Annotated in this window: 16 protein-coding genes and 1 pseudogene; 5 read left to right on the forward strand and 12 right to left on the reverse strand. The window is 73.7% G+C overall.

Annotated elements, in window-relative coordinates; genetic code table 11:
* Genes BS80_RS14560 through BS80_RS14570 form a run of 3 tightly spaced genes read right to left on the reverse strand, consistent with a single transcriptional unit; the run spans window position 1 to window position 3,706 of the window.
* A complete protein-coding gene (locus BS80_RS14560) occupies window positions 1-1,365 on the reverse strand; it encodes a lysine N(6)-hydroxylase/L-ornithine N(5)-oxygenase family protein (protein ID WP_051966628.1) in 1,365 nt (454 codons plus the stop codon).
* Window positions 1,365-1,895 carry a GNAT family N-acetyltransferase gene (locus tag BS80_RS42785; RefSeq protein ID WP_035797660.1) on the reverse strand — a complete coding sequence of 177 codons (531 nt, stop codon included), beginning with the start codon at window positions 1,893-1,895 and terminating at the stop codon, window positions 1,365-1,367. Before BS80_RS42785 ends, BS80_RS14560 begins: the two co-directional genes overlap by 1 nt.
* Window positions 1,892-3,706, reverse strand: a complete 1,815-nt coding sequence (locus BS80_RS14570) for an IucA/IucC family protein (protein ID WP_035797661.1) — start codon at window positions 3,704-3,706, stop codon at window positions 1,892-1,894. Before BS80_RS14570 ends, BS80_RS42785 begins: the two co-directional genes overlap by 4 nt.
* A gap of 267 nt (window positions 3,707-3,973) precedes the next feature.
* On the opposite strand from BS80_RS14570, the gene BS80_RS14575 reads away from it, so the two are divergent.
* Together BS80_RS14575 and BS80_RS14580 are read left to right on the forward strand one after the other, a co-directional pair.
* Complete coding sequence (locus BS80_RS14575) at window positions 3,974-5,155, forward strand: trypsin-like serine peptidase (protein WP_051966629.1); 1,182 nt, start codon at window positions 3,974-3,976, stop codon at window positions 5,153-5,155.
* 63 nt (window positions 5,156-5,218) lie between these two features.
* Window positions 5,219-6,343, forward strand: a complete 1,125-nt coding sequence (locus tag BS80_RS14580) for a trypsin-like serine peptidase (RefSeq protein WP_051966630.1) — start codon at window positions 5,219-5,221, stop codon at window positions 6,341-6,343.
* Window positions 6,344-6,389: 46 nt separating this feature from the next.
* On the opposite strand, the gene hflX is transcribed toward BS80_RS14580, so the two are convergent.
* From hflX to miaA, 5 genes and pseudogenes are all read right to left on the reverse strand, one after another.
* Window positions 6,390-7,913: a GTPase HflX gene (hflX, locus tag BS80_RS14585; protein WP_035797662.1), complete on the reverse strand. Its 1,524-nt coding sequence runs from the start codon at window positions 7,911-7,913 to the stop codon at window positions 6,390-6,392.
* Window positions 7,914-7,928: 15 nt separating this feature from the next.
* Window positions 7,929-10,294 (reverse strand): annotated as a pseudogene (locus tag BS80_RS14590) (RelA/SpoT family protein).
* Window positions 10,295-10,448: 154 nt separating this feature from the next.
* Window positions 10,449-11,342 carry a diaminopimelate epimerase gene (dapF, locus tag BS80_RS14595; RefSeq protein ID WP_232246490.1) on the reverse strand — a complete coding sequence of 298 codons (894 nt, stop codon included), beginning with the start codon at window positions 11,340-11,342 and terminating at the stop codon, window positions 10,449-10,451.
* 34 nt (window positions 11,343-11,376) lie between these two features.
* Window positions 11,377-11,925 (reverse strand): hypothetical protein, encoded by a 549-nt coding sequence (locus BS80_RS41870; protein WP_035797663.1) that lies wholly within the window; start codon window positions 11,923-11,925, stop codon window positions 11,377-11,379.
* A gap of 250 nt (window positions 11,926-12,175) precedes the next feature.
* Window positions 12,176-13,111: a tRNA (adenosine(37)-N6)-dimethylallyltransferase MiaA gene (gene miaA / locus BS80_RS14605; RefSeq protein WP_035797666.1), complete on the reverse strand. Its 936-nt coding sequence runs from the start codon at window positions 13,109-13,111 to the stop codon at window positions 12,176-12,178.
* A gap of 151 nt (window positions 13,112-13,262) precedes the next feature.
* Here miaA and BS80_RS42790 point away from each other — a divergent pair, with 151 nt between their 5' ends.
* Window positions 13,263-13,916: an antitoxin gene (locus BS80_RS42790; protein WP_232246491.1), complete on the forward strand. Its 654-nt coding sequence runs from the start codon at window positions 13,263-13,265 to the stop codon at window positions 13,914-13,916.
* A gap of 64 nt (window positions 13,917-13,980) precedes the next feature.
* Here BS80_RS42790 and BS80_RS14615 read toward each other — a convergent pair whose 3' ends face one another.
* Entirely contained in the window at window positions 13,981-14,679 is a 699-nt protein-coding gene (locus BS80_RS14615; RefSeq protein ID WP_035801194.1) for a class III extradiol ring-cleavage dioxygenase family protein, read from the reverse strand.
* Between the two features lie 27 nt (window positions 14,680-14,706).
* The gene (gene miaB, locus BS80_RS14620) at window positions 14,707-16,200 is read right to left on the reverse strand and encodes a tRNA (N6-isopentenyl adenosine(37)-C2)-methylthiotransferase MiaB (protein WP_035797667.1); all 1,494 of its coding nucleotides are present in this window, start codon (window positions 16,198-16,200) and stop codon (window positions 14,707-14,709) included.
* A gap of 126 nt (window positions 16,201-16,326) precedes the next feature.
* On the opposite strand from miaB, the gene BS80_RS14625 reads away from it, so the two are divergent.
* On the forward strand, window positions 16,327-17,331 hold the full coding sequence (locus tag BS80_RS14625; RefSeq protein WP_035797668.1) for a TAXI family TRAP transporter solute-binding subunit: 1,005 nt from the start codon (window positions 16,327-16,329) through the stop codon (window positions 17,329-17,331).
* 10 nt (window positions 17,332-17,341) lie between these two features.
* Here the strand turns inward: BS80_RS14625 and BS80_RS14630 are convergent, their stop codons facing one another.
* A complete protein-coding gene (locus BS80_RS14630; protein WP_035797669.1) occupies window positions 17,342-18,775 on the reverse strand; it encodes a sensor histidine kinase in 1,434 nt (477 codons plus the stop codon).
* 7 nt (window positions 18,776-18,782) lie between these two features.
* Complete coding sequence (locus BS80_RS14635; protein ID WP_035797671.1) at window positions 18,783-19,514, reverse strand: response regulator transcription factor; 732 nt, start codon at window positions 19,512-19,514, stop codon at window positions 18,783-18,785.
* A 306-nt stretch (window positions 19,515-19,820) separates the two neighbouring features.
* Here BS80_RS14635 and BS80_RS14640 point away from each other — a divergent pair, with 306 nt between their 5' ends.
* The gene (locus BS80_RS14640) at window positions 19,821-20,582 is read left to right on the forward strand and encodes an amino acid ABC transporter ATP-binding protein (protein ID WP_035797673.1); all 762 of its coding nucleotides are present in this window, start codon (window positions 19,821-19,823) and stop codon (window positions 20,580-20,582) included.
* The last annotated feature ends 56 nt before the right edge of the window (window positions 20,583-20,638 follow it).

A 20,638-nucleotide genomic window follows, 5' to 3' on the forward strand; every position in this document is an offset into this window, starting at 1 on the left:
TCAACAGCTGGTGGCTGGGGCACGGTTCCACTCCTCGGTGAAGGCGGCGGACTGGGCGGGCAGCGGGGAGGGCGCGAAGGTGGTCCACGCCGTGCGGGCGGGCAGCCGGTGGACGGTCCGGTCGCAGAGCGCGTTGAGGATGACGGCCGCGCGGTGCGCGCCGAGCCCCAGATCGGGGGTCCCGACGCCGTGCGTGTGCAACTCGGCGTTCTGCACGTACAGGCCGCCGGTCAGCTCCGCCACGGTGGCCACCCGATGGTCCAGGCCGACCCGGTAGCGGCCCTGGTCGTCCCAGTCGATCAGCTCGGCGAGCGGCTCCAGGGCGGCCGGGCGGACCGCCCGGTAGCCGGTGGCCAGCACCACCGCGTCGGTGCGCACCAGCCGGGGAACGCCCGAGTCACGGTGCAGGCACCGCAGTTCCAGACCCCCGCACGGGCCGGGCAGCGCGAGGGTGACCTCGGTGCCGGGGGCGATCTCGGCGCCGGCGGCGGCCGGCGGGCGGCCGATGGTCCGCTCGTAGAGCAGGTCGTGGATCTCCGCCAGGGTCTCCGCGCTGGCGGCCTTGTGCAGTTGCCACTGCTCGGCCACCAGCCGGTCGCGGACCTCGCCGGGCAGGGCGTGGAAGTAGCGGGTGTAGTCCGGGGTGAAGTGCTCCAAGCCGAGCTTGGAGTACTCCATCGGGGCGATCGCCCGGGTCCGGGTCAGCCAGCGCAGCCGGGTGCCGTCGCCGGCCCTGGCGCGCAGCAGGTCCAGGAAAACCTCGGCGCCGGACTGGCCGGAGCCGACCACGGTGATGTCCTGGGCGCGGTCCAGGCCGGCCCGGCGCTCCAGGTACTCACCCGAGTGCCAGACGGCGGGGTGGTCGGCCAGCGCGTCGAAGGCCTGCGGGCGGACCGGCTCGGTCCCGACGCCGAGCACCAGGTTGCGGGCCCGCACCTGCTGCTCGGCCCCCGCCGAGCGCAGCGTCGCGGTGAACGCGCCGTCGGCCCAGGCCACCGCGGTGACCTGGGTGGAGAACCGGCAGGAGGCGAGTCGCTCGGCGGCCCAGCGGCAGTAGTGGTCGTACTCCCGGCGGGGCAGCTGGAAGCGCTCGGAGAAGTAGAACGGGAAGAGCCGGTCGTGCTCGCGCAGGTAGTTGAGAAAGGACCACGGGTTGGTCGGGTCGACCAGCGAGACCAGGTCGGCCAGGAACGGCACCTGCATCCTGGCCCCCTCGACCAGCATCCCCGGGTGCCAGCGGAACTCCGGCTTGGCGTCGCAGAACAGCGTGCGCAGGCCGTCCACCCGGTCGGCCAGCGCGGCGAGCGAGAGGTTGAAGGGGCCGATCCCGACACCGAGCAGATCGTACGGAGGGCGAGTGTCCATCAGACGGTTCCTTGAGGTCGGGCGCGCTCACGCACCATCAGGGCCGCACGCTTCTCGGGCAGGTCGATCTCGCGGACGGCGGTGAACCCGGCCCGCTGGAAGGCCCGGATCGAGGCGGTGTTGCGGACGTCCGGTTCGGCGACCACCCGCGGGGCGCCGCGCAGCAGGTCCTCGGCGACCGCGGCGAGCAGCACCGCGCCGAGACCCCGGCCGCGGTAGGGGGCCGGGCCGAGCAGCAGGTGCAGCCCGGTGTCGCCGGGCTCGGCGGGGTAGTGCTCGGCCAGCCGGTCACGCTCGGCCGGGTAGACCTCCCAGTAGCTCATCGGGACGCCGTCCAGCAGGCCCAGATTCGTCGCGTTGCCGGCGTCGAGCTCCCGCCGCACGTGCAGCGCGGTGCGCTCGGCCGGGCCGTCCAGCTCCCAGAAGGCGGCCACCGCCGGGTCGTTCATCCAGGCGGCGAGCAGCGGGAGGTCGGCCGGCTCGACCGGGCGCAGCAGCAGCTCCCCGGCCGTGGTCGCCACGACGGTCACCGGGCGGCCACCGGGTTGGGGACGGTGACGTAGACCGACTGCGTCTCCACCGGCCCGACCAGCTCGTCCAGCCCGTGCAGCCGGGTGAGCAGGTTGGCCTTGCAGCGCAGCTGCGCGGAGTCCAGCAGGTGGGCGGGCAGGGTGGAACGGGTCGCGGTGGCGGCCGGGCCGGACAGGAACCGGCGCAGCGCGGCGAGCAGCACCCGCTCGTCGGCCAGCCGCTGCGAGCCGAAGGCGCCGATCAGGCCGAGGATGTGGTTGATCCCCAGGTAGTAGGCGAACCGCTCGTCGGCCACCGCGTCCTCGACGAAGGTGTCGCTGGCCTTGCCGAGCCCGGGCAGCCGCTCTTCCAACCGCTCGGCGTGCGAGGCCCGGAAGTAGTAGCCCTGGTTGTCCCGGAACCGCCCGCCGACCGGCCAGCCCGCCGCGTCCAGCATCACCAGGCTGTTCTGCTGGTGCGCCTCCAGGGCGATGCCGGCCCGGCCGTCCAGCCAGAGCGCCGGCAGCACCACCGCGTCCAGGTAGCGCAGGAACCACTCGGTGGCCACGGTGGGCAGCGGCCGGCCGCTGCGCCGGGCCAGTGCGCGCAGCAGGTCGCCCAGTTCGGACGGCACGCCCGGCGCGGCCTCGCCGAGCGGGCGTTCGGCGACCAGGCCGGCGACGCAGAGCGCACGGTCGCCCGGGGCGAAGGGCTGCTGGCGCAGGACGGTGTCCAGGCCGCTCACGGTCCGCTCGTCCAGGCCGGGCAGGTCCACGCCGATCCAGGCCGGGTCGCGGACGATGTCGAAGCCGGGGTGCGCGGCCCGCCACTCGGCGCCGAGGCCCGCCTCCAGCAGCTGGTGCACCTCCAGGCCGCGGTGCAGCTCCTTGCGCAGGTTCTCCCGGCGGGAGTTGGTGATCCGCAGACCCAGCGAGAGCTTGAGCATCCACGGCGTGCCGGGGCGGAACACGGTCCGCACCGAGGAGGTCGGGTACCACGGCGCTCCGTGCGCGCCGAGGTCGTGCAGCAGACCGTCGGCCAGCAGCTGGGCGATCTGCGGGCGCAACGCCAACTCGCGGGCCTGCCAGGGGTGCAGCGGCAGTGCGGCGGTTCCGGGCGGGAGCAGCCGGGGGGCGCCGAGCAGGTCGGCCGTGAGCTGGGCGGCGTCCTTCTCCAGCGCCGAGCCGGAGGTCAGCAGTTCGCGGTCGACGGCGAACCAGTGCATGGCGAAGGAGCCGCGCAGTTCGGGCGAGTAGGCGGCGCTCTGGGCCGGTCCCAGGCCGTCGCGGCTCTTCGGGGTGGGGTGCAGCGGGTGGCCGAGCAGCAACGACTGCTCGGCCCTCAGGAAGGTCGACTCCGCTGCCGGGCCGGCCTGTTCGCGGTCGGGGTGTTCGCGCCGGTACAGCAGGATGTCGGCGGTGCGGCGCACCGAGTCGGCGACCCGCCCGGCGAGGTCGGCGACCTGCTCCGGGTCGGGGTGCTCGGCGGCCGAACGGGCCAGCAGCGCGGCGGCGGTGACCGCGTCCACCGGAACACCGCTCTCCGCCACGCCCGGCGCCAGTACGGCCGGCCCGAACCGGTGCCAGCCGCACAGCGACCAGTGCCGGACGTCCGCCAGCAGCCGGGCGGTGCCGCCGAGGACGGGGATCCGCAGCACGCCGTCCTGGTCGGGAGCGGCCCCGGTCTCCCGCACCCAGCAGCGCAACAGGGCCTCGACGGCGGCCTGTCCGGCGGCAACCGCCGGGTCCTGGTGGAGCAGCGGGTCCGACTCGGCGGACTGGTCCAGCTGGCGGGGGACGGTGGCCGGGGCTCCGGTCAGGGCGGTGCTCAAGGCTGCTCCTTGCGACGCGTCGGACTGCGGATGCGGGGGGCTCGCGCCCGTCCGGGGACATCCACTTGGTCTAACGAGAGAACCGCCCGGGGAGCACGGTCGCGTCGCGCCGATCGGTGGCCGGATGGTCACGGATCGGTGACCTTCCGTCAGGCCGGGCAACCAGGGGGCGGTCTGCGCCGTCCTTCCCCGCAGATGGGAGACTCCCTGATGCCCGATGGCGGCCCGTCAGCCGTCCGAGTGAAATCCCATGGGGGAATCGAAGGTATGTCAGTGCACCCGAACAACGATCGTCCGACGTCAGGCAGCGCGTCCGCGCGCCGCGGCGGGCGGGCCGCGGCGGCCGGAGCGGTCACCGTTCTGACCCTGCTCGCGGCCACCGCCTGCGGTCCGGACGACAACCCGAAGCCGCCGCCGAGCAGTGCTCCGGCCCCGAGTTCGGCCGTCCCCTCCGCCACCAAGGCGGGCCTGCCGGCCGGACTGCCCAGCCTGGACCAGCTGAAGAAGTGGAAAGCCGGCGACTGGGACAACTGGGCCAAGCAGCACGTGATCACCCCGGCTGCGAAGGGCTTCTGGGACCTGCAGAAGATGCTCCAGGCCAAGCCCGAGGCCCCGGCCGGCCCGGCCCAGCCGCCGAGCGACCCGGGCGCGGGCAGCAACGACCCGCTGCCGGCCGCGATTTCGGCCAGCTCCGTGCCCCACCCGTACACCAAGGACGCGGTGGACGGGAAGATCTTCTTCGACAAGTCGGACGGCAAGCACTACGTGTGCTCCGGCACGGTGGTGTCCGACCCCGCGCACCCCGGCAAGAGCAACCTGGTGTGGACCGCCGGCCACTGCGTGGACGGCGGCAAGGACGGCTCGCCCGCGAAGAACGTCACGTTCATACCCGAGTTCAACAGCACCGGCGCGGTCAGCAAGGGCAAGACGTCGACCCCCGACAAGTTCGCCCCGCTCGGCATGTGGCCCGGCCTGAGCGCGATCAGCTCGCCCCAGTGGACGTCCGAGGGCACCGAGTCCGGCGGCCCCGCCAGCCAGTACGACTTCGGCATCATCAAGGTGGGCAACCCCGAGGGCGGCGCCAAGTCGCTGGAGGAGACCGTCGGCGGTTCCGTCCCGGTCCTCTTCAACGCCCCGCGCGCCCAGCTCTCGCTGACCGCGATCGGCTACCCGGCCGCCCCGCCGTTCGACGGCGTGGAGCTGGAGCAGTGCAGCGGTGGCAAGCCGAGCCAGCTCTCCTTCGACTCGACCCGTCCGGCGATGTACACCATCGGCTGCACGATGACCGGCGGCTCCAGCGGCGGCGGCTGGTTCGCGGTCAAGGACGGCAAGACCTACCTGGTCAGCAACACCTCGATCGGCCCGGCGGACAACCCGTCCTGGCTGGCCGGCCCGTACCTGGACGACGTCGCCTCCAGCGCCTTCGACTACATCTCCAAGAAGGGCTGACGCCCGCGCCGGCGGCCCCGCGCGGGGCCGCCGGCACCACCGCGAGCACGGGAAGACCGGACCATGGCACACCGCACCTCCCGCCGGATCCCCTCGGCCCTGGGGCCCGTACCGGCCCTGGCCCTGGCGTCCGCGCTGATCCTCGCCGGCACGGCCTGCGGATCGGATGCGGTGCCCGGCCCGCAGGCCGGGCACGGGCTGACCGGCGCACTTCGGAACGTGAAGAACTGGAAGTCCTCGGACTGGGCCGCCTGGGCGCAGCAGCACGCGTTCACCAACCAGATCGCCAAGGACCTCTGGTCGCCCGACGCCCTGAAGGCGGCCGCTCCGAGCGCCGCCGCCACCCCGGTGCCGCCGGTGCCCACGGCCGGCCCCTCGGCCGACGACCAGAACGACCCGCTGCCGGCCGCCGCCCCGGCGCTGGCCGAGCAGCACCCCTACCCCGGAGCGCTCGCGGTCTTCGGCAAGATCGTCGCGAAGAGCCCGCAGGGCACCTACGTCTGCTCGGGCACGGTGGTCGGCGATCCCGAGCACCCGGGCAAGAGCAACCTGGTGTGGACCGCGGGCCACTGCCTGCACGGCGGCAAGGGCGGTGGCTGGCTGAAGAACATCGCCTTCATGCCCGCCTACAACGACTCCGGCGCGGGCAGCGGCGGCCGGTCGGCCACCCCGGCGCAGGTCGCTCCGTACGGCCGCTGGTGGGCGAACTACGCGACGGTGGCCCCGCAGTGGATGGCGGAGGGCAGCGACGACAGTGCCGGCGCCGTCAACCAGGACGACTCCGGGATCATCCGGGTGACCGACCCGGACCTGCCGGGCACCTCGCTGGAGGAGGCCGTCGGCGGCTCGGTCCCGGTCTGGTTCAACGCCCCGCGCGCGAAGATCGACGCGGTGACCGCCTACGGCTTCCCGGCCGGACCGCCGTTCGACGGCCAGGAGCTGGAGCACTGTACGAGCCCCCGCCCGGCCCGGCTCTCCTTCGACCCGACCCGCCCGGCCATGCTGACCATCGGCTGCGCGATGACCGGCGGCGCCAGCGGCGGCGGCTGGCTGGCCACCGGGCCGGACGGCAGGCCGGCCCTGGTCAGCAACACCTCGATCGGCCCGACCCCGGCCTCCTGGCTGGCCGGCCCGGAGCTGGACGACCAGGCGGCGCAGATGTTCGCCTTCATGACCCACCTGGCATGACGAAGGACCCCGGTCACGAGACCGGGGTCCTTCGTCGTACGGACGATCAGCGCTGGACGGCCACCGCGTAGCGCTCCAGCTCGGCGGCCAGCTCGGCCGCCACCTTGGCGCGCAGCAGCGTGCCGTCGCCGGTGTGCTCGGTCTCCAACAGCTCGCCCTCGGCGTGCACCCGGGAGACCAGGTCGCCACGGGTGTACGGGACCAGCGCGTGGACCTCGACGGCGGGCCGCGGCAGCTCGTCGTCGATCAGCTTGAGCAGCTGGTCCATGCCGAACCCGGTACGGGCCGAGACCACGATCGCGTGCGGCTCGCGGCGCAGCAGGCGCTGCAACACGTGCGGGTCGGCGGCGTCGGCCTTGTTGATGACCACGATCTCCGGCACGTGCTGCGCGTCGACCGAGACGATCACCTCGCGCACCGCCGCCAGCTGGGTCTCCGGCTCGGGGTGCGAGCCGTCCACCACATGCAGGATGAGGTCGGCGTCCGCGACCTCCTCCATGGTCGAGCGGAAGGCCTCGACCAGGTGGTGCGGCAGGTGCCGGACGAACCCGACGGTGTCGGCCAGCGTGTAGAGCCGCCCGCCCGGGGTCTGCGCCCGGCGGACGGTCGGGTCCAGGGTGGCGAACAGCGAGTTCTCCACCAGGACCCCGGCGCCGGTGAGCCGGTTGAGCAGCGAGGACTTGCCGGCGTTGGTGTAGCCCGCGATCGCGACCGACGGGACCTGGTGACGCTTGCGCTCCTGGCGCTTGGTGTCCCGGCCCTTCTTCATGTCGGCGATCTCGCGGCGCAGCTTCGCCATCTTCTCGCGGATCCGACGACGGTCGGTCTCGATCTTGGTCTCACCCGGACCACGGGTGGCCATACCGCCGCCACCGCCGGCCGAGGAGCCGCCGCCACCACCCATCTGCCGGGAGAGCGAGGCGCCCCAGCCACGCAGGCGCGGCAGCATGTACTGCATCTGCGCCAGCGAGACCTGCGCCTTGCCCTCTCGGGACTTGGCGTGCTGGGCGAAGATGTCCAGGATCAGGGCCGTCCGGTCGACGACCTTGACCTTGACCACGTCCTCCAGCTGGATCAGCTGGCCGGGGGTCAGCTCACCGTCGCAGACCACGGTGTCGGCGCCGGTGCTCGCGACGATGTCACGCAGTTCCTTGGCCTTGCCGGAGCCGATGTAGGTGGCCGCGTCGGGCTTGTCGCGGCGCTGGATCACGCCGTCGAGCACCTCGGAACCGGCCGTCTCGGCGAGTGCCGCGAGCTCGGCCAGCGAGTTCTCGGCCTCCTGGACGCTGCCGTCCGTCCACACGCCGACGAGCACCACACGCTCCAGGCGGAGCTGGCGGTACTCGACCTCGGTGACGTCCTGGAGCTCGGTGGACAGGCCGGCGACGCGGCGCAGCGACGCGCGATCGCTGCGGTCGTACTGGTCGCCGTCGTAGCCCCGGCCGAAGTCCTCGTCGATCGCCGCAAGGTCCTCGTCCATCAGGGCATCGGCCCGGAGGTCAGCGGGTCGGCGGGAACTGCGGCCGGCCGACTCGCTGGATTCATCGCGGGTGTCGAACGTGGAGGTCATCGTGTCCTTAGCTGGCTACTGGGGGTGGGCTTCTGCCGGCCCGCTCGTCCCTGAGAACGCGGCGGGGCCGTCGTGAATTCCCCACGATGGTCGCACGGGCCGCGCGGCCGGGTCACCAGCATTTCCCGTGCCACGGCTGTTCGGGCGCAGTCGGGGCGGCCTGGGGGCCTCCTCCAGCCCCGGGCGGCGCACGTCGTAGACGCCCGAGACCCGGAGCATGGCGCGCATCACCACCGGCAGCGTCTGGGCGTCCGGCAGCTCGACGGTGTAGGTGTGCCGGACCCGCAGCTCCTGCGGCGGTTCCACCACCGCCGAGACGATGTCCAGGCCGGTCGCCGACATCGCGGCGGTCAGGTCGGCCAGCAGCCGGGGCCGGTTCAGCGCCTCGGCCTGCAGGGTGACCCGGTAGGTCACCGGCCGGTCGTTCGGCGCCCCGGCGCCGGGGGCCCAGCCGAGCTGGACGGGTCCGCGCCCCGAACTGCGCATCCGCTCCCCGGTCGGGCAGTCGGCCCGGTGCACGGCGATCGAACCGCCGCGGGTCTCGAAGCCGGTGACCTGGTCCGGCGGGACCGGGGTGCAGCAGCGGGCCAGCCGGACGGCCGCCCGCGGATGCCCGGGGACGAGCACCGGACGCGACCGCCCGCCCGGCACCCGGCCCGGCCCTGCACCGGGGCCGCGGGCGGACCGGACGGCTCGGCCGGCCCTCCGGCGCCGGACTGCTCGGCGTGCGCGGGGTGCTCGGCCAGCCAGCGCTCGATGGCGATCCGCGCCCCCGCGGTGCGCGCGTGGTCCAGCCACTGCGGGCTGGGCCCCGAGGGCTCCCCCTCACCCGCCGGGTGCACCGCCTCGGTGAGGATGCCCAGCACGTCGCCGTCGCCCAGCGGGGTGGAGAGCGCGACCAGCCGGCCGTTGACCCGGGCGCCGATACATCGGTGCCCGATCTGCTCGCCGAGCTGGTACGCCGCGTCCACACAGCTGGCACCGGCCGGCAGCACGACGGTGGCGCCCTCCTCGGTGACCGCGGTGATCTCCCGGTCGCCGGAGAGGTCGGCGGTCAGGGTGGACCAGAAGGCGTCCGGGTCGGGCGTCTCCTGCTGCCACTCCAGCAGGCGGCTGAGCCAGCCGGGCCTGGCCGGGTCGGTGCCGTCCAGCTCGTCCCGGCCGGCCCCCTCGCCACCCGGCTGCTCGCTGCCGGGCTGCTCGACGCCGGACGTCCGCGGGCTGCCCAGCGCGACCACGCCGAACTCCGCGACCCGGTGCATCCGCGGCGTGCGGACCAGCACCTCGATCGCGGCGCCCTCGACCGAGACCGCGGTGTGCAGCGACTGGTAGAGGTTGAACTTGGGCGCCGCCACGAAGTCGGTGAACTCGCCGGGCAGCGGGGTCCAGCAGGTGTGCAACTCGCCGAGGACGGCGTAGCAGTCGGCGTTCTCCTCGACCACCACCAGCAGCCGGGCGAAGTCGGCCGGGTCCGGGAGGGCCGAGCCGGTGGCCGAGCCGCGCTTGAGCAGCATCCGGTGCACCGAGACGCAGTGCCGCGGCCGGACGGTGACCTCGGCCGCGACCCCGGCCTCGGCCAGCTGGCGGCGCAGCGCGAGGGCGAAGGGGGCGAGGGGCTCGTCCTGCTCGGCCTCGTGGGAGGCGACCAGCGCGCGGGTCCGGGCGTACTCCTCGGGGTGCAGGGTGGCGAAGACGATGTCCTCCAGCTCCGTCTTGACCACCTGGATGCCCAGCCGCTCGGCCAGCGGGATCAGCACGTCCCGGGTGACCTTGGCGATCCTTACCTGGCTGGCGGGCTTCATGTGACGGATCGTCCGCATGTTGTGCAGCCGGTCGGCGAGCTTGATCACCATGACCCGCACGTCGGAGCCGGTGGCGACCAGCATCTTGCGGAAGGTCTCCGCCTCGGCCGCCGCGCCGAAGTCGACCTTCTCCAACTTGGTGACGCCGTCGACCAGATAGGCCACCTCGGGGCCGAAGTGGGCGGCCACCTGATCGAGCGTCACCTCGGTGTCCTCGACGGTGTCGTGCAGGAGCGAGGCGACCAACGTGGTGGTCTCGGCGCCGAGCTGGGCCAGGATCATGGTGACGGCGAGGGGGTGGGTGATGAACGGCTCGCCGCTCTTGCGCTTCTGGCCGCGGTGGCTGGCCTCGGCCGTCCGGTAGGCGCGGCTGAGCAGCGCGAGGTCGGCCTGCGGATGGTGGCGGCGGTGCGCCTGGACGATCGGCTCGATGGCGTCCGGCACCGGCGGGCGGCCGGTGGCCAGGAGCGCCGCGCGCCCGGCGCGGCCGAGTGCGGCGCGACCGAGCCGGCGTCTGGTCTGCGGGAGCGCGGGCGGGGTGGGCTGGCCGGTCTGGGGCCGGCCGGTCTCGACGGTCATGGCAACCTCCGGCAGCGAGCACCGGAGCGATTGCTGCCCGGTGGTCCATGCTACCGAGGACAACACGTTCCGCGAGGCTGCGCTTCCGGTCTGTCATCCGGATCACCCGAACGGGCGGATTCGCAGCCCCGCGGAACGGGGTAAAGGCTTCGCCCTACAGCCAGTTCGGCTCGAAGGTGCCGCTCGCCACGATCACCGCGGGGCCGGTCATCTCGACCCGGCCGTCCGGGTGCTCGGTGATCACCAGGCGACCGCCGGGCAGGTCCACGGTGTAGCTGACGGGGGCTCCGGTGACCGCCGGGTCGACGCCGTCCCGGCGGGCCGTGGCGACGGCCACCGCGCAGGCGCCGGTCCCGCACGAGCGGGTCTCGCCGGAGCCGCGCTCGTGCACCCGCATCGCCACGTGACGCTCGCCGCGGTCCACCACGAACTCGACGTTGACGCCCTGCGGGTAGACCCCGTCGGGGGCCACCAGCGGCGCGCGGAAGAGGTCGCCGGCGTCGGCGAGGTCCGCGACGAAGGCGACCGCGTGCGGGTTGCCCATGTTGACGTTGCGGGCCGGCCAGTGCCGCTCCCCCACCGTCACCTCGACGCCGTCCGGGCCGGGCAGCACGGCGCGGCCCATGTCCACGGTGATCTCGCCGGGCGCGCCGTCCGGGCCGTCCTCGGCGATCCGCACCCGGCGCACGCCGGCCCGGGTGGCCACCGCGAGCGGGCCGGGACCGACCAGTCCGGCGTGCACCAGGTAGCGGGCGAAGACGCGGACGCCGTTGCCGCACATCTCGGCGACGCTGCCGTCGGTGTTCCGGTAGTCCATGAACCACTCGGCCTCGTCGGCCATCGCCACCGAGGCCTCGTCCTTGGCCGAGCGGACCACCCGCAGCAGGCCGTCGCCGCCGAGGCCGGCCCGCCGGTCGCAGAGCCGGGCCACCTCCGCGGGGCCCAGGTCGAGCAGGCCGTCCGGGTCGGGGAGGATCACGAAGTCGTTCTCGGTGCCGTGGCCCTTGAGGAAGGGGAGGCCGCTGGGTCGCAGGGTGGTTTCGCTCACCCTGCCGATGGTACTGACCGACCGTGCGGCGGGTTCAGCCGCGCAGGTGGACGACGCGCCAGACGGCCAGCGCGAGCGCGGCGCAGACGATCAGCGTGTAGATCACGATGGAGCGCCAGCTCGCCCGGCGCCCGGAGCCCCGGCGCGGCAGCCCCGGCCAGGCGTAGCCGGCGCGTCTGGCCGCCATCGCGCCCCAGCCGACCGAGGCGGCGGTCAGCAGCAGGCCGAGCATGGCGACCATGGCCGCGCCGCTGCCCGAGCCGAAGGCGAGCGGGAAGGCGAACATCAGCGAGCCGACGATGCCGATCACGGCGATCGGCAGGATCTGCCACCAGCGCAGCCGGCGCCGCGGGCGGATCTCCCGTTCGAACAACAGGGCGTCCGGCGGCAGGCCGAGCGGTGCGTCGGGGTCCGCGGCGAGCAGCAGCAGCTCGGGCGAGGGCAGCACGAAGGAGTCGTCCGCCGCGAGGCCGGTGCGGGCGACAGGGCCGCCGTCCGTCTCGCCGAGGCGCCGTGTCGGACCGGGAAGGTCGGAGACGTGCTGCGGGAACTGCTCGGTTTCAGGGCCGGGACCCGTGGACACGCGGCCTCCCCTGACAGTTCGACACGAGTACGAACTCTCGAACGGCGGGACCGGCCCGCGCGACTGGCCCCTCTTGCCTCGATAATGGCATGTCTCGGGTCGCTCACAGCGCGTAGCGCGGGTCACCGGATGATCCGTGGCCAGGACGTGATCCGGCTGTAACACCCGCCTCGTCGTGCACCTGCAGACGCGTGAGCAGGTGCACCGGCGGATGGCCGGATCCCGTCGTCGAGGCCGGCCGGGCGAGGCTTCAGGATGCCGCGCCGACCAGTTCCAGCGAGCGTTCCAGCAGGTCGGCGGGGTCCGCCCCGGCGGGCCTGGCGAGCCAGTGGATCCGGTCGTCGCGGCGGAACCACGACTCCTGGCGGCGTGCGAATCGCTTGGTGGCGCGCACCGTCTCCTCGCGCGCCCCCAATTCGGTGCACTCGCCCGCGAAGTGCGCAAGCACCTGCTGGTAACCGAGCGCCCGACTGGCCGTCAGTCCCTCGCGCAGGCCGACCGCTTCCAGCGCGCGGACCTCGTCCAGCAGACCGGCCTCCCACATCCGGTCGACCCGCAGCGCGATCCGGGCGTCGAGTTCGGGGCGGGGCACCGCCACCCCGATCTGGACCGCCGGGTAGACCGCGGTGTTGCCGGGCAGGCTCGCGGTGAACGGCCGGCCGGTGATCTCGATGACCTCCAGCGCCCGGACGATCCGGCGCCCGTTGCTGGTCAGGATCGCGGCCGCGGCGGCCGGGTCGAGCACGGCCAGCCGGGCGTGCAGGAGGGCCGGTCCCTCGGCGGCCAGCTCCTCCTCCAGGCGGGCCCGGACGGCCGGATCGGTCCCCGGGAACTCCATCTCGTCGATCGCGGCGCGGACGTACAGCCCCGAGCCGCCGACCAGCACCGGGGTGCGCCCGGCCGCCAGCAGCCGGTCGATCTCGGCCCGGGCGAGGCGCTGGTACTCGGCGACGCTCGCGGCCTCGGTCACCTCCCAGACGTCCAGCAGGTGGTGCGGGATGCCGCCGCGCTCGGCGTCGGTGAGCTTGGCGGTGCCGATGTCCATGCCCCGGTAGAGCTGCATCGAGTCGGTGTTGATCACCTCGCCGCCCAGCGCACGTGCCAGCGCGACGGCCAGGTCGGACTTGCCGGCCGCGGTCGCACCGACCACCGAGACCACCGGAATAGGGGAAAGAGAGCTGCTCACACCGCCCAGTCTCGCAAAAGGACGCGCCCGACCCGAACGGGGGACGTGACCGGCCACCGGTCCGCTCGTTGGCCGGGTGGGCGGCACCCTGCACCGACTCGCCGCAGAACCGGTCGAGGCCGCCGCAGACCGCGTAGGTTGGGAGAAAGATATGAGTGTTTTGAGCTGGTTCCGCCGCCGTGGAGCCGGAGTACGGCCCGTCGAGGAGCAGGGTGGTGGCGCGATCGCCGTCCTGGACCCGGAGGACCGGACGGACCAGGAACCGGCCGACGACGCGGAGCAGCAGGCGCCGCACGGTGTCCCGGCCGCCCGGACCGCGCCGGACACCGACGCCGTGCTCGCAGCGGCGGACACGGCGCAGAGTGGTGCGGTGACGGACGACGAGGTGTCGGCGGACCGGGACGAGCCGATCGTCGCGGAGCCCGCCGGCATCGCGGCGTCCGCCGTCGAGTCGCTCCTCGCCGTGCCCGTGCAGACCGCGGTGGCGGAGGTCCGGGCTCCGGCCGGGCACAGCCACGAGGAGAGCCGACCTGAGCGGCCTGACACAGGAGACGAAGCCATGGGCGTGATGGACAACCTCAAGGGCAAGGCCGAGGAGCTCAAGGACAAGGCCAGCCACCTGGCCGGCCAGCACGCCGAGAAGATCGACGAGGTGGTCGACAAGGCCGGCGAAGCGATCGACAAGGCCACCAAGGGCAAGTACAGCGACAAGATCGCCACCGGCGCCGAGAAGGCCAAGAGCGCGGTCGACGACTTCGCCGAGAAGCCCGACCGGCCCGAGCAGGGCGGCACCCCGCAGTCCTGACGTCCGGACGTCGAGCGGGGCCGGAGAGCATGCTCTCCGGCCCCGCTCGACGTCTGTGGTCAGGTCAGCTCCAGGACGCCACGAAGTAGCCGACGCCGTAGGGCGCGTCCTCGTAGCGCAGCCGGCCGCGGAGCCCGGCGTCCTCGCCGGCCCCGGCCAGCACCTGCCAGGGCGCGCGGCCCTCGGCGAGCAGGGCGGTGGAGAGCGCGGGGTCGAGCGCGGCGAGCGCGGCGGTGTCCGCCGTGCCGAGCGCCCGGGCGACCAGCGCGTCGTAGGCCTCGGCCCGGTCGTCCAGGTAGCCGGGGGCCTTGAGGGTGCGGCGCGCGCTGCCGTCGCCCAGCACCAGCAGCCCGACCCGGTCGGCGAGGCCGGCCAGGCCCTTGCCGAGGCCGAGCAGCCGCTCCACGGGAGCGTCGTCCGGCACCGCGCAGGCGTGCGTCGGCAGTGCGACGTCGGCCTGGTCCAGCAGCCAGGCGCCGACGGTGAGGGCCGGGCTGAGCTCCGGCCCGCCGACACCGCCGGAGGGCAGCCGGACGGCGAGGTCGACGCCGAAGGAGCGCAGCGAGCCGGCCCCGCCGTCCGTCCAGACCTCGGCCTCGGCGCCGGACCCGACCAGCACCAGCAGCTCGGGCCCCGCCGCCAGCAGCTCGGCGACCGCCTCGGCACAGGCCGCGCGCAGCACGTCGAGTTCGGCGGCGGCGCCCGAGGCGACCTCGGGCACCAGCAGCGGGGGGCAGGGGCAGACGGCGGCGGCAACGAGCATGTCGATCACTCTAGTGCCGCTCGGTGATCAGTCGGTGCTGCAGCAGCCGCCCTCGGTGGCCGGGGCGCTCAGCACCGGGACTCCGACGGTCGGCAGGCCCAGCATCACGCCGGCCGGCTTGGCCGCCGGAGCGGCGGTGCGCCGCTCCCAGGCGTCGCCCGCCCGGGTGCGCCGGACGCCGAGCGTGGGGCCCTCGGCGAGCAGGTGGTGCGGGGCCGCGTAGGTGATCTCCACGGTCACCACGTCCCCCGGGCGGACCGGTGCGGCCGGCCGCTCGAAGTGCACCAGCCGGTTGTCGGGCGCCCGGCCGGAGAGCCGGTCGGTCCGGTTGTCCTTCTTGCCCTCGCCCTCGGCGACCAGGATCTCCAGGGTCCGCCCGACCTGCTTCTTGTTCTCCTCCCAGGAGATCTCCTCCTGGAGGGCGACCAGCCGCTCGTAGCGCTCCTGCACGACGGCCTTCGGGATCTGGTCCGGCATCTCGGCGGCCGGAGTCCCGGGGCGCTTGGAGTACTGGAAGGTGAAGGCGTTGGTGAAGCGGGCCTGGCGGACCGCGTGCAGGGTCTGCTCGAAGTCCTCCTCGGTCTCGCCGGGGAAGCCGACGATGATGTCGGTGGAGATCGCGGCGTCCGGCATCGCGGCGCGCACCTTCTCGATGATCCCGAGGAAGCGGTCCTGGCGGTACGAGCGCTTCATCGCCCGCAGCACGGTGTCCGAGCCGGACTGCATCGGCATGTGCAGCTGGTGCATCACGTTCGGGGTCTCGGCCATCGCCGCGATCACGTCGTCGGTGAAGTCGCGCGGGTGCGGCGAGGTGAAGCGGACCCGCTCCAGGCCCTCGACCTGGCCACAGGCCCGCAGCAGCTTGGAGAAGGCCTCGCGGTCGCCCAGGTCGGAGCCGTACGCGTTGACGTTCTGGCCGAGCAGGGTCACCTCGATGACGCCCTCGCCGACCAGCGCCTCGACCTCGGCGAGCACGTCGCCGGGGCGGCGGTCCTCCTCCTTGCCGCGCAGCGCGGGGACGATGCAGAAGGTGCAGGTGTTGTTGCAGCCGACCGAGATCGCCACCCAGGCGGCGTAGGCCGACTCGCGGCGGGTGGGCAGCGTGGAGGGGAAGGTCTCCAGCGACTCCAGGATCTCCACCTGGGCCTGCTGCTCGATCCGGGCGCGCTCCAGCAGGGCCGGCAGGTGGCCGATGTTGTGGGTGCCGAAGACGACATCCACCCAGGGCGCCTTCTGCACGATGGTGGCGCGGTCCTTCTGGGCCAGGCAGCCGCCGACGGCGATCTGCATGCCCTTCCTGGCGGCCTTGGCGGGGGCGAGCTGGCCGAGGTTTCCGTACAGCTTGTTGTCGGCGTTCTCGCGCACCGCGCAGGTGTTGAAGACCACCAGGTCGGGGTCGCCGCCCTGGTCGGCCTTCACGTATCCGGCGTCCTCCAGCAGCCCGGACAGCCGCTCGGAGTCGTGGACGTTCATCTGACAGCCGTACGTGACGACTTTGTAAGTTCGCAAGCTCTCTCCCATACCCACGACAGCAAGGGTACGGGCAGCCCGGGCAGCGCCAGAAGGGGTGCCGCCCCGGGGCCGCCGCAGCCCGTCGGCCACCGGCACCCCCTCCCGGATCCCGCGTCCGCCTGGCAGGATCCCCCCATGACACCGACCACCGGACGCCCGCGCGCCACCGCGCGCCGCCGGCTCTGGCGCGCCGCCGCGGCGCTGCTGCTGGTGGCCGGTGCGCTGGGCGGATGGTGGCTGAACGGCGGCGGCACGGCCTCCTACCCCAAGGGCGTGTACGGCTTCGCCACCGGCGTGCAGAGCGGCGTCTACGACAAGTACGGCCAGTTGCTGCGCAGCTACCTGCACGACAAGATGCCCGGCGTTCAGCTGCGGCTGGACGGCTCGCAGGGCTCGGTGGACAACCTGGAACGGGTCACCCAGGGCCGGGACGACTTCGCCATCGCCACCGCCGACTCGGTGGCCGACTTCAACGAGACCGGCGACGACCGGCTGCGCGCGATCGCCCGGCTCTACGACGACTACCTCCAGCTGATCGTCCCGGCCGACTCCTCGGTGACGCAGGCCTCCCAGCTCAAGGGCCTGAAGGTCGGTATCGGGCAGCCCAAGTCCGGCGTGAGCCTGGTGACCCACCAGCTGCTGGCGGCTGCCGGGATCGATCCGGACACCGGGATCACGGCCGAGCCGCTCGGGGTGGAGGACGCCGCGAGCGAGCTCCAGTCGGGGCAGATCGACGCCTTCTTCTGGTCCGGGGGGCTGCCCACCGGCGCCATCACCGACCTCTCCAACCGGTTCCCGATCCGGCTGGTCCCGCTCGGCGACCTGATCGACGCGCTGCACAAGGAAGGCGGCGATACCGGCGCGTACCGGGCCGCCGTGCTGCCCGCCGACGTCTACCCCAAGGCGCAGCCCTTCGGCACCCCGGTGCTGACCATGGCGGTGCCGAACCTGCTGATCACCCGGGCCGACGTCGACCCCTCGCTGGTCGAGGGGGTGACCAAGGCGGTGATCGACAGCCGGGACCTGATAGGCCAGCAGGTGCACGCCGCCCAGGTGGTCGACCGGAGCACCGCCGTCTACACCGATCCGCTGGAGCTGCACGAGGGCGCCAAGCGCTACTACCGCTCCGCCAAACCCTGACGGCCGACGGCTACGGCAGGGCGCGCGGCACCGTGAAGGTGACGGCCAGCCCGGTCGGCAGCACCGGGGCGAAGTCCAGCGAGCCGCCGCCCGCCGTCAGCAGGGTCCGGGCGATCGAGAGGCCGAGACCGGAGCCGTCCACGTTCTGGTGGCGCGCGCTGCGCCAGAAGCGGTCGCCGACCCGGGCCAGCTCCTCCTCGGTGAGGCCGGGACCGGCGTCCGTCACGGTGACCACGACCTCCTCCTTGCGCACCTCCACCACGAGCGCCACCAGGCTGCCGGGCGGGCCGAACTTCAGGGCGTTGTCGAGCACCGCGTCCAGCGCGCTGCCGAAGCCGATCGGGTCGGCCCAGCCGCGCGCCGCCGGGGGCGCCGCGCAGGTCAGCGTCAGCCCGCGCTGCCGGGCCGACGGCTGCCAGGCGTCCACCCGGGCCAGCACCAGGCCGGTCAGGTCGACGGGCTCGGGGGCGGGCCGGTTGCCCTCGGCGGTCGCCAGGCCGAGCAGGTCGTCCAGCACCCGGGCCAGCCGGACGCCCTCCTCGCGCACGCTCCCGAGGTCGGCCTCGTGCCGCTCCGGCAGCTCCAGCCCGAGCAGCTCGACCCGCAACAGCAGCGCGGCGAGCGGGTTGCGCAGCTGGTGCGAGGCGTCCGCGACGAAGGCCCGCTGCTGGTCGAGGACGAGCACCACGTGGTCGGCCATGTCGTTGAAGGAGTGCGCCAGGCGGCGCAGCTCGGGCGGCCCGCCGGCGGCGGCCACCCGGGCGTTCATCCGGCCGGTGGCGATGTCGTGGGCGGCCCGGTCCAGCGTCCGCACCGGGCGCAGCACCCACTCGGTGAGCCGTACCGCGAACAGCACGGAGACGATCACGGCGACCGCCTCGCCGGCCCCCAGCAGCAGCCAGAGGTGCTCGATCCGCACCCGCAGCGCGTCCGACGGGGACTCGGTGACCACCACGGCCACCACGTCACCGTCGCGGATCACCGGGGAGGCGACGATCAGCGTGCGGTCCGGGGTCCACGGCCAGACCTGCGGCGGGTCCTGGCTGCGGCGCCCGTCGCCGGCCTCCTGGACCGCCCGGCCGCCGACGCCGGTGGAGGGCCGCTTCCAGTCGCCGGGGGCGACCGCCAGGACGCTGCCGTCGGTCATGAAGAGGCCGATCTTCAGCCCGTAGAGGTCGTGGTAGCGCTGCACCTCGGCGCGCAGCTCGTGCAGCTGGGCGGCGTCCGGCAGCGCGGCGCCGGACGCCGCGTCCTGGCTGGAGTCGGAGCGCGAGGGCAGGCCCTGGGTGGGCACCTCCTGGGCGAACCGGGCGGCGTCGTCCATCCGGTCCACCACCACCGTGCTCTGCTCCGCGGCGGCCATCGCGGCGGCCAGCGGTACCCCGAGGGCGGCCATGACGCAGCCCATCAGGGAGAGCAGGATGCCCAGCAGGCGGGTGCGCATGCCCGGATCAGCCCGTCGGGGGCGGCGAGGGGGACTGCGGGATCAGCCGGTAGCCGACCCCGCGCACCGCCTCGACCAGCCCGGGCAGCGCGAGCTTGGTGCGCAGCGAACCGATGTGCACCTCCAGGGTCCGGCCGTTGCCCTCCCAGCCGCTCTGCCAGACCTCGCTGAAGATCTGCTCGCGGCGGTAGACCACGCCCGGGCTCTGCGCGAGCAGCGCCAGCAGGTCGAACTCCTTGCGGGTCAGCGCGACGTCGCGGCCCGCCACGCTCACCCGGCGGCGCTCGCGGTCGATGCTGATGCCCCAGGACTCCAGCGAGCCGGCGCCGCCGACCGCCTCGGGCTGCTCGGCGGCCTGGCCGACGGCCGTCGGCTGGAAGCGGCGGGCCACCGCGTGGATCCGGGCGAGGAGCTCGCCCATGTCGTAGGGCTTGGTGATGTAGTCGTCCGCGCCGAGGTTGAGGCCGTGGATCCGGGACCGGATGTCGGCGCGCGCGGTCACCATGATCACCGGGACACCGCTGCCGGCCCGGATCCGGCTGCACACCTCGAAGCCGTCCCGGTCGGGCAGCCCGAGGTCGAGCAGGACCACCCGGTAGGGGTCGGAGCCGTCCGGCACCAGCGCGTCCAGCGCCTCGTGCCCGCTGCGCGCGTGCCGCACCTGGAAGCCGTGCCGGCTCAGCACCGCGACCAGCGCAGCCGCGACCCGGTCATCGTCCTCGACGAGGAGCAGCCGCATCCCACACCTTCCCGCTCGGAAACCGCCTCCCGACAACACCCGGCTGTCGGCGAAGCGCTCATCCTCCCCCACCGTCGCCGCTCGGGCCACCCCCCTGATCAGCGCACCGGAGCGCGCAGCTTCGATGGGGGGTGTGTGTTCCTTTCGTGATGCTCAAGTTCCGCTCAGATAGGCTGACGTGGCACCGTCAGGCGGCCTACGGTCGTCTCACCGGGGGCCGCGGGCTCCGCCGGCTCAACGGTCCCCGGTGCCAGTCCGACCCGGGGGGAGTCGTTCCCGTCGGCCGTACCAGGGAGCAGGGGCGAGATGACCGAGACTGCGGACTCCGGGCCCAGGGCTCTGGTCGAGCTGGCCGGGGTCAACAAGCACTTCGGTGCCCTGCACGTCCTCCAGGACATCAATCTGACGATCACCCAGGGCGAGGTCGTGGTCGTCATCGGCCCGTCCGGCTCGGGCAAGTCGACGCTCTGCCGCACCATCAACCGGCTGGAGACGATCGACGGCGGCAGCATCACCATCGACGGCCGTCCGCTGCCCGCCGAGGGACGCGAGCTGGCCCGGCTGCGGGCCGAGGTCGGCATGGTCTTCCAGAGCTTCAACCTCTTCGCGCACAAGACCGTGCTGGAGAACGTGGTGCTGGCCCAGGTCAAGGTCCGCCGCACCGAGCCGGCCGTGGCCGAGGCCAAGGCCCGCGCGCTGCTGGAACGGGTCGGGGTGGCCGCCCAGGCGGACAAGTACCCCGCCCAGCTCTCCGGCGGCCAGCAGCAGCGGGTCGCGATCGCCCGCGCCCTGGCGATGGACCCGAAGGTGCTGCTCTTCGACGAGCCCACCTCCGCCCTCGACCCGGAGATGATCACCGAGGTCCTGGACGTCATGCGCGGCCTCGCCGCCGAGGGCATGACGATGGTCGTGGTCACCCACGAGATGGGCTTCGCCCGCTCCGCCGCGAACCGGGTGCTGTTCATGGCCGACGGCCGGATCGTCGAGGAGAACACCCCCGAGGCGTTCTTCACCAATCCGCGCAGCGACCGGGCCAAGGACTTCCTCTCCAAGATCCTGCACCACTGAGAGACGCCTGAGCACACTCGGCGTCCCGTCCGGCCGCAGCAGCGCCGGACCGCACC

The sequence above is a fragment of the Kitasatospora mediocidica KCTC 9733 genome (assembly GCF_000744225.1).
Classification (GTDB): domain Bacteria; phylum Actinomycetota; class Actinomycetes; order Streptomycetales; family Streptomycetaceae; genus Kitasatospora; species Kitasatospora mediocidica.